Origin of the sequence: Streptomyces sp. NPDC093111 (genome assembly GCF_040683955.1) — a bacterium.
Taxonomy (GTDB): domain Bacteria; phylum Actinomycetota; class Actinomycetes; order Streptomycetales; family Streptomycetaceae; genus Streptomyces.
Window position 1 is genome coordinate 245387 of record NZ_JBFBNW010000008.1, and the last position, 11560, is coordinate 256946.

Below are 11560 nucleotides of genomic sequence, written 5' to 3' on the forward strand. Positions count from 1 at the left end.
ACCCGGGCACCATCCGGCCCGTACGGTGAATCTCATGACGACCACGACACAGCCCGCCGAGAAGACCGCCTACGCCCACGAGCACGCCCCCCGCCTCGCGTTCGCCAAGCTCCACCCGGAGTTCTACAAGGCCATGGTCGGCCTGGAGATCGCCGCCGCGAAGCACGTCGACCCCACCCTGTACGAGCTGATCAAGATCCGCTCCTCGCAGATCAACAACTGCGGCTTCTGCCTCGACATGCACACGAAGGACGCGATCGCGGCCGGCGAGACCGTGCAGCGGATCGTCCAGCTCTCCGCGTGGCGCGAGTCGCGGCACTTCTACACCGAGCGCGAGCTGGCCGCCCTCGGCCTCACCGAGGCGGTCACCGTCCTCACCGACGGCTTCGTGGCCGACGAGGTGTACGCGCGGGCCGCCGAGCACTTCGACGAGACCGAGCTCGCGCACCTCATCGGCGCCATCACGGTCATCAACTCCTGGAACCGGATCGGCGTCAGCACCCGCATGGCCCCGGGCCACTACACCGCCGGGGCGCACAAGCGGTGAGCCGCGTCGAGGAGCTGCGGGCGCTGCACACCGGCGTCCCGGCCGGCGGGCTTCCCCTGGTCCTGCCGGGGCCGTGGGACGCCGCCTCCGCGCGGGTCTTCGAGGAGGCCGGGTTCCCCGCCCTGGCCACGCCGAGCGCGGGCATCGCCGCCGTGCTGGGCCACGAGGACGGGCGGACCCCGGCCGACGAGATGTTCGCGGCCGTGACCCGGATCGTCCGGGCGGTCTCCGTCCCGGTCACCGCCGACCTGGAGGGGGGCTACGGCCTCTCCGCGAACGAGCTGGTCGCCCGGGTCCTGGAGACCGGCGCCGTCGGCCTCAACCTGGAGGACTCCGACCGTACGGACGGCCCGCGCGACCCCCGCGAACAGGCCGAACGGCTCGCGGAGGTACGGGCGGAGGCCGGGCCCGGGCTGTTCCTGAACGCCCGGGTGGACACGTACCTCCACGGCGGGACCCTCGACGAGGCCGCCGCGCGCGCCCGCCTCTACACGGCGGCGGGCGCGGACTGCGTCTTCCCGATCCTCGCCCCGGCCGAGGACCTGCCCCGGCTGCGGGCCGCCGGGGTCGAGGGGCCGCTCAACTTCCTCGCCCGGCCCGGCGATCCGTCGTTCGCCGAGCTCGGCCGGCTCGGCGCCACCCGGATCACCTTCGGGCAGGGCCTGCTCCTTCGCACCCTCGCCGGGACGAAGGAGCTCGCGGCGGAGCTGCTCACGGCCTGAAGAACTGCAGGGCGATGGTCAGGTCCTCGCGCTGCTTGGGCCAGTCGGTCTCCGGGCCCGCGACCAGGATCGCGTGCTGGCGCCCGTCGGTGCCGGTGAACGCCCGGTCGACCACCTTGCGGCGGCCCTCCTGCCGGTCGTACGCGTACACCAGTTCCGCGGTGTCGCCCTCGCCGGTCCGCTCCAGCGAGATCTCCGCGTACCCCGGGTTCCCGGCGAGGGTCCGGGAGGTCTGCTGGAGCGATTCGTACGGTGTGGTGTCCGGGGCGGCGAGGGTGAAGATCTGGAACAGGCTCTTCCCGTCGGGCGAGTGGTAGAAGACGCCCTCCTTGGAGGAGGTCCTGCTCCAGCCCTCGGGGACGGCGATGACGAAGCCCTCCGGGTCCTCGACCGCACGGAAGCCGGGCGGCGGCATGTCGTCCATGGGCGCCGAACTGTCCGACGGCGAGGGCGAGTCGGACGGCGAGGCGGAGGCCGGGTCCGAGGTCCGCCCCGGATCGGCGGGCGCACTGACCGAGGTGCCCGGCGAACCCGCCGCCCCCTTCGGGTCGCCGTCGCGGCCCCACACCAGCCAGCTGCCGACGCCCCCGGCGGCCAGCACCGCGACCACGACCCCGGCGACCACCGCGTTCCGCGACCGGCCGGGCGCCGGGGGCGCGAAGGCGCCGGGCGGGGAGGCCGGACCGGGGTCGAGGCCCACGGTCGGGTCGTACGTCGGGGGCAGCGGCGGCTGGCCCGGCAGGGGCTGGACGGGCTGGATCCGGAGCGGCGCCGGCTGCGCCGCGGGCGGGGACGGCCGGGGGGCGGGGGGTCCGGTGACCGTCTCCCAGCTCTGCTTCTCGTCGTTCCAGCGCACCTCTCCCCCGTACCCGCTCATCTCACGCTCCGAGCAGGGCGGCGACGGCCTGGCCGACGGCGACGCCCGAGGCGAGGATGCCGGTCACGGCACCGGCGTCGGTCAGGGCCTGGCGGAGCCGGGTGAGCCGGCCCGGGCCGGCGGAGCCCGTGCCCTCGATCTCGTCCTCGGCGTCGGAGAGTTCGGCGTCGAGGGCGGTCGTCTGCTCGGAGGCGACGACCCCGCCGAGGTCGCCGCGGAGCCTGCGGATGGCCTGGAGCAGCTCCTCCTGCGCGGGGTCGCGCGCGGGCTCGGTGCCCTGCACCGTGTACGACACGGTGTTCTGGTCGCCGATGGTGACGTTGCCCTGGGTGTTGGTGATGCTGATGCCGCCCGCCACGGGCCTGTTCCGGCCCTGGCCCCGGTCCTGATCCTGGTCAGCCACGGTCGCCTCCGGTCTTCGTCGTGGTGAAGGTCTTGCTGGTGACCGTGTTGTGGTCGCCGATGGTGACGTTCCCCTTGGTGTTCTCGATGAACGTGCCGCCCTCGGCGACGTGCACGATCTTCTGCTCGAACTCGGCGGTCTCGTAACCGGCCTGACGCAGCGCCACGGTCACCCCGTTCGCCACCCGGTCCTGGATGCTCTTCAGGTAGCGGCTGACGTCCATCTCCTGGAAGAGGGACGCCTCGTCGTCGGAGCCGAGCTCGCGGACCGAGAGCCGCGGCCCCTCGGGCAGGGCTCCCGCGTGCCCGCCGGTGCTCTGCCGCCACAGGTGGGCGAGGGCCCGGCCGATCGTGATCAGGGCCTGGCCCGCCGAGCTCGGGGCCTGGCCGAGCGCCCAGACGGCCTTGCCGAAGTGGTGGTTGTGGCGGTAGCGGTGGGCGACCCGGTCGGCGTACCGGTACAGCGGGGCGACCGGCCGCAGGACGTGCGGGGCGACCTCCAGCATGAGCATGCCGCCCTGGGTGTGGACCCGTACGAACACGGTGGTGACGATCTCCTCGCCCCAGCCGCCGACCCTGATCCGCAGGAAGTGCCGGCGGGGTTCGCCGCCCTCCTCGATGGCGGCGGAACGGTGCAGCTCGAAGAACTCGGGCGTGTACGGGACGGCGCCCCGCGCCGCCTTCAGGCCGTCGACGGGCAGGTGGACGACCTCGTCGATCTCCAGCTCGCGCAGCCGGTCCCGTACGGCGGCGGTGATCTCCGGGGTGCTGTGCGGGGACGGCACCCGCAGGGCCTCCACGAGCGGCACGATGTGCCGCATGATCGCGCTGTTGTCGAGCGGTTCCGGCGCCGTGCCCTCCAGGTTCTTGCGGGGGCGCAGCTCGACGGAGAGCGACCAGGGCTCGTACGGTTCGCCCGCGCCGCAGAACGGGTTTTCGGAGCGGTACATCACGAGCCGGGAGTGCTGTTCGATCCTGATCCGGTCGCGCAGCCGCCGGAAGCGGGCGCCCTGGGCCTGCTCCGCCGGGTCCGCCGCGAGGTTCGCGAAGTGGTCCCGCGACAGCTCGCCGGTGAGCGACCGGGCGAACTGGCCGCGCTGGGTGGCCACCGCCCAGGCGAGCAGCAGCGGGACGGCGATCGTGAGCCAGACCTCCAGGCGCCCGATGCCCCACATCTCCTGGGCGGCGCCGCTGAGGACGAGGCCGAAGACCTCGCCCCACTCGCCGAGGCCGCCGAGGAGCTCCCAGCGGGTCTCCTCGCCGGCGAGCGCCAGGACGAGGAGGAGCAGGACGGACTGGATCAGGGTGAGCCGTCCGTACCAGCGCAGCAGGAAGGCGGAGACGGTCCGGTAGAAGGGCGCGCGGGCCGAACGGCCGCGGACCCAGCGGGCGATCCCGAGCAGCAGGAAGGGCAGGACGAAGAGCATGACCAGGCCCTTGGTCACCGGGAAGGCGATGATCCACAGGGCCAGGATCGCGGCGGCCCAGCCGAGTTCGATGCGGCGGGCGCGCAGGGCGTGGGCGAGGACGCGGGCCGCGTCGATGCCGAGGGAGGGCGCGGCGACGCGCTCCTCGTGGACGTAGAGCTCGTCGATGACGGTGTCGCGGAACCGGTCGTCGAGGTAGGTCCCGGCGCACAGCAGCCGGGTGGCCTCGCTCGCGGCGGGTGCGGGGCGTGGGTCCGCGGCGGGTGGTGGTCCGGGCTGCTGAGGTACGAACGCCTGCGCCATGGTTCCCCCGATGGTGTCGAACTGCGCGTGCGCGCGGCGGATTTGGCGACCGGGCCGCGCGAGGGGACAGCATAGAACGCACGGCGCCCCCGGCCGAATGGGCCGGGGGCGTCGGGGTGCGAAAGGACCGGGTGGGCCCGATCGGATCAGATTCGGATCAGATGAGGCCGAGCTCGCGGACCGCGTCGCGCTCCTCGGAGAGCTCCTTGACGGAGGCGTCGATGCGGGTGCGGGAGAACTCGTTGATCTCCAGGCCCTGGACGATCTCGTAGTTGCCGTCCTTGCAGGTGACGGGGAAGGAGGAGATCAGGCCCTCCGGGACGCCGTAGGAGCCGTCCGACGGGACGCCCATGGAGGTCCAGTTGCCCTCGGCGGTGCCGTTGACCCAGGTGTGGACGTGGTCGATGGCGGCGTTGGCGGCCGAGGCGGCCGAGGAGGCGCCACGGGCGTCGATGATCGCGGCGCCGCGCTTGGCGACGGTCGGGATGAAGGTGTCGGCCAGCCACGCCTCGTCGTTGACGACGTCGGCGGCGTTCTTGCCGGCGATCTCCGCGTGGAAGATGTCCGGGTACTGGGTCGCGGAGTGGTTGCCCCAGATGGTGAGGCGCTTGATGTCCGTGACCGAGGAGCCGGTCTTCTGGGCCAGCTGCGTCAGGGCGCGGTTGTGGTCCAGGCGGGTCATCGCGGTGAAGCGCTCGGCCGGGACGCCCTTGGCGGCCGACTGGGCGATCAGGGCGTTGGTGTTGGCCGGGTTGCCGACGACCAGGATCTTGACGTCGTCGGCGGCGTGGGCGGCGATGGCCTCGCCCTGCGGCTTGAAGATGCCGCCGTTGGCGGCGAGCAGGTCGCCGCGCTCCATGCCCGGGCCACGCGGACGCGCGCCGACGAGCAGGCCGATGTTGGCGCCCTCGAAGCCCGCGTTCGGGTTGTCGAAGATGTCGATGCCCTTGAGCAGCGGGAAGGCGCAGTCGTCGAGCTCCATCGCGGTGCCCTCGGCGGCCTTGACGCCCTGCGGGATCTCCAGGAGGCGGAGCTTGACCGGCACGTCCGCGCCGAGCAGGTGGCCGGAGGCGATGCGGAAGAGCAGCGCGTAGCCGATCTGGCCGGCCGCGCCGGTCACGGTGACATTCACGGGAGTGCGGGTCATGGCGATCTCCGTAAGACAGCTGGCGGTGGGGGGTCCCTGCCCCGGGTGCGGGATACCCCTCTTGATCGATCCTTGTCTCGACGTGAAGAGATATCCGTCGGCCAGGCTATCCGACCCGGGCCCTTCGGAATCCCCGACCCCTTGTGGGACGGCTCACTGCCACCCACGTACCGGAACGGTCACTTCCGTGCCACAACGGTCCGGCGGCCCTTGAACGGTGTTGGCGCGTACATGACCCTTGATCACAGCGGCGCCCGTCCTCCCTCGGGGGAGAGGACGGGCGCCGTGGTGCGTGCGGTGGTGCGGGGCGGCTACGTCACCGTGAGGTGGAGGATGTCCTCCAGGAACGGGATCTTCAGCCAGGGCTGCGGCTGCACCATGAGCGCGAGCAGCACGATCAGCCCGCCCATCACCCCGTACGTGATCATGTCGGTGAACCGGGAGCGGACCGCCAGCATGCCCACCGACGGCAGCGTGCGCCGCAGCACCGCGCCGGTCAGCAGCGCGACGCCGACGAGGAGCGTGCCGACCCGGAACGCCTGCGGGAACAGGTCGGTGCCCACGATCAGCAGCCCGAGCGCGGCCAGCCCGAGCACGGTCAGCAGCGGCCACTGACGCGCCGGCGCCGAGGCGTCCCCGGGCGCCGCCCGGCCGCCGCCCTCGGGGCGCGTGGTCCCGGTGGTGAGCGTCGCGCGGGGGTGGCGGCGGGAGACGGGCGCGGAGTCGGCGGACGTCGCGTCGACGCCGGGCGTGGCGTCGGTGCCGGGGGTGGCGTCGACGCCGGGCGTGGCGTCGGTGCCGGGGGTGGCGTCGACGCCGGGCGTGGCGTCGCCGGGTGCGGCGTCCGCGGAGGCCGGGGCGTCCGGCGTGGCGTCGGTGGACGCCGAGTCGCCGGGCGCCGGCGGGGTGTCCTCCACCGGAAGCGCGTCCGCCTGGGGCGCGGTCTGCGGGTCCGCTGCCCCGGTCGGCTCCTTCGGGGTGCCGGCGGGCGGCACGGTCAGAGCACCCCGGCCGCGCGCTCGGCGGCCTCGACGACGTTGACGAGGAGCTGGGCGCGGGTCATCGGGCCGACGCCGCCGGGGTTCGGCGAGATCCAGCCGGCGACCTCGGCGACACCGGGGTCGACGTCGCCGAGGATCTTGCCCTCGCCGTTGCGGGAGACGCCGACGTCGAGGACGGCGGCGCCCGGCTTCACGTCCTCCGGCTTGATCAGGTGCGGTACGCCGGCCGCGGCGACGATGATGTCGGCCCGGCGCAGGTGCGCGGAGAGGTCGCGGGTGCCGGTGTGGCACTGGGTGACCGTCGCGTTCTCGGAGCGGCGGGTCAGCAGCAGCGGCATCGGACGTCCGATGGTGACGCCGCGGCCGACGACCACGACCTCGGCGCCGTTGATCTCCACGCCGTGCTCGCGCAGCAGCCGGACGATGCCGTACGGCGTGCAGGGCAGCGGGGCGGGCTCGTTGAGGACCAGCCGGCCGAGGTTGGTCGGGTGCAGGCCGTCGGCGTCCTTGGCCGGGTCCATCAGTTCCAGGATGCGGTTCTCGTCGATGCCCTTGGGCAGCGGCAGCTGGACGATGTAACCCGTGCACTCGGGGTCCTCGTTGAGCTCCCGGACGACGGCCTCGATCTCCTCCTGCGTGGCGGTGGCGGGCAGTTCGCGCTGGATGGAGGCGAGGCCGACCTGCGCGCAGTCGCGGTGCTTGCCGGCGACGTACTTCTGGCTGCCCGGGTCGTCGCCGACCAGGACGGTGCCGAGACCGGGCGTGACGCCCCGCTCCTTGAGGGCCGCCACACGGGCGGTCAGATCGGACTTGATCGCGGCTGCGGTGGCCTTGCCGTCGAGAATCTGGGCGCTCATGCGGCCATCCTCCCGGATGACCCCCCGCCGTTTCCAATTCGGAACCGATGGTTGCACTTGCACAACTCCGCTGCGTATCGACTGGACAAGCAGTCGACGTATTGACGACGATGATCCGCGCAGTGCCGCGGGCAGTGCCGGGGGGCAAAACCGCTCATATGTGGTGAAACACGTGGTGCAACTTCCTCCGCGCGGACCGCGTCGTCCCCGCACGTCTTTACACGGAGGAACCCCTCGATGAGCTTCGGCGACCCGAACAACCCTTACGGACAGCAGCCCCAGGGCGGCCAGCAGCCCGGCTACGGCTACCCGCAGCAGACCCCCCAGGGCGTCCCGCCGCAGCAGGGCTACGGCTACCCGGCCGCCCCGCCGGTCAACCAGTACGGCGGCTTCCCGGCCGGCCCGGTCGAGATGCCGGGCGGGGTGAAGGCGGCCCGCGTGATGCTCTGGGTCATCGGCGGCCTCAACCTGATCGGCGGCCTCGCCGCGATCGGCTTCTCCTTCGCGCTCAACAGCGAGCTGGAGAAGTCCGGCGCGTCCACCGCCGACGCGGAGGCCTTCGCCAGCCTGGGCCAGGGCCTGATGATCGGCGTCGGCATCTTCTCGATCATCTTCGCCGTGCTCGGCATGGTCCTCGCCGCCAAGTTCAAGTCCGGCGGCAACGGCGTGCGCATCTGCGCCATCGTGTACGCGGCCTTCATCGTGCTGTTCAGCGTCTTCTCGCTGCCGCTCGGCGTGGTCAGCCTCGCGCTGGGCATCGTCATCATCGTGATGTGCGCCAAGGGCGACGGCTCGGCCTGGTTCAACCGCCAGCGCCAGCAGTACTGATCCATGGCCGTACGGATCCCCGTACGGCGAAGGGGCCCGGTTCCAGGACGGAACCGGGCCCCTTCGGCGTACGGGGGCGGCTAGCTCCGCTTCAGGACCACGAACTGCCCCGACTGCGCGGCGACCGCGTAGCGCGCCTCCGGGTGGAGCTGGGAGGCCAGCTGGACCGGGTCGGTGATGGGCTGGGACCAGCCGGAGTCGAGGTCGAGGGCGAGGTAGTCGGGGCTGACGCCGGTCGCCCCGCCGACCCAGTAGACCTTGTGGTCCGCGGTGAGGTGCGCCATGAGCGTCACGTTCGTCTCGACACTGGTCCCCTCCGGCACCGCGGCCACCGCGCGGCGCGCGTCCAGGGTGCGGGCGTCGGTGCGGTAGGTCTCGGAGCGGAGCAGCTCGCGCAGCGGCAGGTCCATGGCGTGCACGACGGCGATCGCGGTGACGACGGGGACGACGACCTTCCCGTACGCGACGAGCCAGGGGCGCGGCGAGCTGCGCACCGCGCGGACCGCGTCGACCAGGGCCAGGAAGACGACGGGCATGAGGAGGGCGCTGTAGTGCCAGATCATGCCCCAGTGGTTGGGGTCCTGGGAGAGGAAGCGCCAGGCGAGCGTCGGCAGGACGAGCAGCATCAGCGGGGAGCGCAGGGCGAGGAAGCCGGTGATGCCGACGAGGAAGAAGACCATCTCCCACTTGTCGCCGGGACCGAAGGCGCCGAGGACCGAGTCGAGGAGGGAGACGTCCGCGCCCTCACCGGTCTTCTCGATCTTGGCCCAGTAGTCGTACTGGCCGACCCTGCTGGCGGCCGGGATGAGGACGAGCACGGTGAGCGCGAAGAACGCCACCCCGAAACCGGCCAGCGCGGCGCCGAGCCGCTTCTGCCCCTTCACGAAGAGGACCGCGCCGACCATGGCGACGGTGAGCCCCATGTCCTCCTTGACGAAGACCAGCGGCACGGCCCAGGCGGCCGCGGCGGTCCAGCGGCCGAGGAGCAGGGCCCGGCAGGTGAGGGCGAGCAGCGGGACCGCGAAGGCTATCTCGTGGAAGTCGGACTTGACCGCCTCCTGGAGGCCCCAGGAGAGCCCGTACGCCACGGTGAGGCCGATGCCGGCCGCCCGGCTGCCGAGCACCTGCTGGGCGGTGCGGCCGACGACGGCGGCGGAGGCGGCGAAGAGCGCCGCCTGCGCGAAGAGCAGGGCGAGGGGGGAGGACCAGACCCAGTAGAGCGGCGCGAGGAGCGCGGTCACCGGGCTGAAGTGGTCCCCGAGTATGAGGAAGCCGGGGCCCTTGATGTCGACGATCGGGGCGCGCAGCTCGGCGTAGGCCCGGACCGACTGCTCGAAGATCCCGAGATCCCAGGACGGGTTGCGGAACTGCGTGTACTGGACCCAGGAGTACAGGAAGTAGAGGGCGCACAGCACGCCCGCGAGGATCGCGTACGGGCGCAGGGGCGCCACCGCGAGCCCGTCCGGCGGTGCGCCGCCCGCCTCGGGGGCGGAGGGCTCCGCCAGGGATCCGTTCCGGACATCCAACACCGCGCCCCCAGGGACCGCCGACAAAAGAGCAACCCATTAGACCAGAGTCCCCTAAAGAATGACCCGATGTGACCCAAATCACATTGACTCCGTACGGAATTCAGTGCTCCACGCTCATGATCGCCGAAGCGGGGAGGAATTGACGCTGGTGCGGGCCCCGACCGGATGCATCGCACACGGAATGGTCATGACCGGAATCGGATGGTCGATCTCGAATATTTCTGGCGTATTTCGGCCCTGCTGGCCCGAACTCGTCCTTCGGAGCAAACAGTTCCGAACAGGGGCCGCCACTGCTGTGCTAGCTTCCTCGACCGCACGACCCGTTTCTCCCGACACTCCACGTGAAAGGAAGAGCACATGGTCAAGCGCAGAATGATCTCCGCACTCCTGGGCGTTTCCGCCGCGGCCGGCCTGACGATGGCCGTCACGTCCCCGGCCTCGGCGGTCGACCGCAACTGTTACGACGGCTACTTCTGCGTCTACCAGGCGCAGGAGTTCAACCAGAACTACCCGATGTACCGCTTCAGCGGCGCGGACTCCAACTGGTCCGACCAGTCCGCGATCTACGACAACGACAGCTCCTGGATGAACAAGTGGAGCGTCACGGTGAAGGTGTACGCCTACGCCAACTACTCCACCGTGAACACCTGCTTCAACCCCGGCTACCAGCTCGGCGCCGGCGGCAGCTCGCAGAACGACAACGGCCGCTCGCACAAGTACGACGGCACCGGCTGGTGCTGACGTCACGTCAGCGGTGAACACACAGGATGCCTCCCCCTCATCGCAGGAGGGGGAGGCATCCCGCCGCCACCATACCGCCCGGCACGACCGCTCGGCAGGACCGCCCGAAAGGGCCCGCCCGGCAGCGCCGCCGGACCGGCAGGACCCTCCGAAGGGACCCGCATGCACCCCCGTCATCGGATCGGCGCCACCCTGGCCGCCGCCGCCCTCGCCCTGCTCACCGGCTGCGGATCGGGCCCGGAGGCCGGCCCGGACGACGGCCCGCAGGCCGGTCCCGACGCCACCCGCGGCGGGGTGTCCGCACCCGACGCGGCCAGTGCCGCCAAGGCCACCTCGGCCTTCGACTCGGCCAAGGAGCTCTCCCGCCAGGTCGGCGCGATGGAGCTCCAGCTCACCCGCAGGTGCATGGTCTCCAAGGGCTTCACGGTGCACCCGCCGGACCCCGCGCCGATGGCCGCCGACAGCGGCTCCGACGCCCCCGAGGGCCGGGTCTCCCCCACCGCCCGGGAGGCCGCGCGGCACGGCTACGGCGCCGCCCCGGACGCGGGCGGCGACACCGCCGCCCCCCAGGACTCGACCAGCGACAGGCCGGGCCCGTGGGCGGACCTGCCGGACAGCGAGAAGCGGCGCTACACCGTCGCCAAGAACGGCGACCCCGACCAGCTCGTCAGCTACGAGACCGGCGAGGGCAAGTTCTCCTCGCCGAGCGGCGGTTGCATCGGCGAGACCCGCAAGGCCCTCTACGGCGACATGCCCAAGTACCTGCGCCTCATGTGGCTCACCGACAACGGCATGCGCCACGAGGCCGGCCGGCAGGCCGAGAGTTCCGACGCCTTCCTGAAGGCCGTCGGCACCTGGGCCGGCTGCATGGAGAAGGCCGGATACGGCGGAATGAAATCGCCGACCGAGGCCATCAAGAAGGCCAAGGGCTATTACGGCGGAAAGGACGCCGGAAAGACCTTGGACGCCGCCGCCGTGGAATCCGGAAGGAAAAAGGAGATCGCCCAGGCGAAAGCCGACGCGCGATGCGCCGACTCCGCCAGGTACGACACTTTCTGGCGGTCCGCCTACCAGAAATCCCTGACCGCGCTGTACGTGAAGAACGAACCCGATCTCGTCGCCTACCAGCAGATTCTGAACGAGGCTCAGAAGAAGGCCCAGAAAATGCTGGAGTCCTGA

General features: G+C 71.8%; 12 protein-coding genes. 5 read left to right on the forward strand and 7 right to left on the reverse strand.

The annotated features are described in order from the left end of the window. Positions 1 to 34 precede the first annotated feature (34 nt). Positions 35 to 547: a carboxymuconolactone decarboxylase family protein gene (locus tag AB0Q96_RS16235; RefSeq protein WP_365325828.1), complete on the forward strand. Its 513-nt coding sequence runs from the start codon at positions 35 to 37 to the stop codon at positions 545 to 547. Beyond that, positions 544 to 1269 carry an isocitrate lyase/phosphoenolpyruvate mutase family protein gene (locus tag AB0Q96_RS16240; RefSeq protein ID WP_365325830.1) on the forward strand — a complete coding sequence of 242 codons (726 nt, stop codon included), beginning with the start codon at positions 544 to 546 and terminating at the stop codon, positions 1267 to 1269. The genes AB0Q96_RS16235 and AB0Q96_RS16240 overlap by 4 nt, the downstream gene beginning before the upstream one ends. Here AB0Q96_RS16240 and AB0Q96_RS16245 read toward each other — a convergent pair. The 6 genes from AB0Q96_RS16245 to AB0Q96_RS16270 form a co-directional block, all read right to left on the reverse strand. Then, complete coding sequence (locus AB0Q96_RS16245) at positions 1259 to 2146, reverse strand: serine/arginine repetitive matrix protein 2 (RefSeq protein WP_365325832.1); 888 nt, start codon at positions 2144 to 2146, stop codon at positions 1259 to 1261. The two genes, AB0Q96_RS16240 and AB0Q96_RS16245, sit on opposite strands and share 11 nt — an antisense overlap. A gap of 1 nt (position 2147) precedes the next feature. Beyond that, entirely contained in the window at positions 2148 to 2549 is a 402-nt protein-coding gene (locus tag AB0Q96_RS16250) for a hypothetical protein (RefSeq protein WP_365325834.1), read from the reverse strand. After that, positions 2542 to 4278, reverse strand: a complete 1737-nt coding sequence (locus AB0Q96_RS16255) for a hypothetical protein (protein WP_365325837.1) — start codon at positions 4276 to 4278, stop codon at positions 2542 to 2544. Before AB0Q96_RS16255 ends, AB0Q96_RS16250 begins: the two co-directional genes overlap by 8 nt. A 157-nt stretch (positions 4279 to 4435) precedes the next feature. Continuing rightward, positions 4436 to 5425, reverse strand: a complete 990-nt coding sequence (locus AB0Q96_RS16260) for a malate dehydrogenase (RefSeq protein WP_365325839.1) — start codon at positions 5423 to 5425, stop codon at positions 4436 to 4438. Positions 5426 to 5736: 311 nt separating this feature from the next. Beyond that, positions 5737 to 6420: a DUF3017 domain-containing protein gene (locus AB0Q96_RS16265; protein WP_365325841.1), complete on the reverse strand. Its 684-nt coding sequence runs from the start codon at positions 6418 to 6420 to the stop codon at positions 5737 to 5739. A 2-nt stretch (positions 6421 to 6422) separates the two neighbouring features. Then, positions 6423 to 7283: a bifunctional methylenetetrahydrofolate dehydrogenase/methenyltetrahydrofolate cyclohydrolase gene (locus tag AB0Q96_RS16270; protein WP_365325843.1), complete on the reverse strand. Its 861-nt coding sequence runs from the start codon at positions 7281 to 7283 to the stop codon at positions 6423 to 6425. A 237-nt stretch (positions 7284 to 7520) separates the two neighbouring features. On the opposite strand from AB0Q96_RS16270, the gene AB0Q96_RS16275 reads away from it, so the two are divergent. Beyond that, positions 7521 to 8111, forward strand: a complete 591-nt coding sequence (locus AB0Q96_RS16275) for a DUF4064 domain-containing protein (protein ID WP_365325845.1) — start codon at positions 7521 to 7523, stop codon at positions 8109 to 8111. A gap of 80 nt (positions 8112 to 8191) precedes the next feature. On the opposite strand, the gene AB0Q96_RS16280 is transcribed toward AB0Q96_RS16275, so the two are convergent. Then, positions 8192 to 9616 (reverse strand): DUF2079 domain-containing protein, encoded by a 1425-nt coding sequence (locus AB0Q96_RS16280; RefSeq protein ID WP_365326068.1) that lies wholly within the window; start codon positions 9614 to 9616, stop codon positions 8192 to 8194. 381 nt (positions 9617 to 9997) lie between these two features. Between AB0Q96_RS16280 and AB0Q96_RS16285 the strand changes: the two genes are divergently transcribed. Together AB0Q96_RS16285 and AB0Q96_RS16290 are read left to right on the forward strand one after the other, a co-directional pair. Continuing rightward, the gene (locus AB0Q96_RS16285) at positions 9998 to 10381 is read left to right on the forward strand and encodes a peptidase inhibitor family I36 protein (protein WP_365325847.1); all 384 of its coding nucleotides are present in this window, start codon (positions 9998 to 10000) and stop codon (positions 10379 to 10381) included. A 162-nt stretch (positions 10382 to 10543) separates the two neighbouring features. After that, positions 10544 to 11560 (forward strand): hypothetical protein, encoded by a 1017-nt coding sequence (locus AB0Q96_RS16290; protein WP_365325849.1) that lies wholly within the window; start codon positions 10544 to 10546, stop codon positions 11558 to 11560.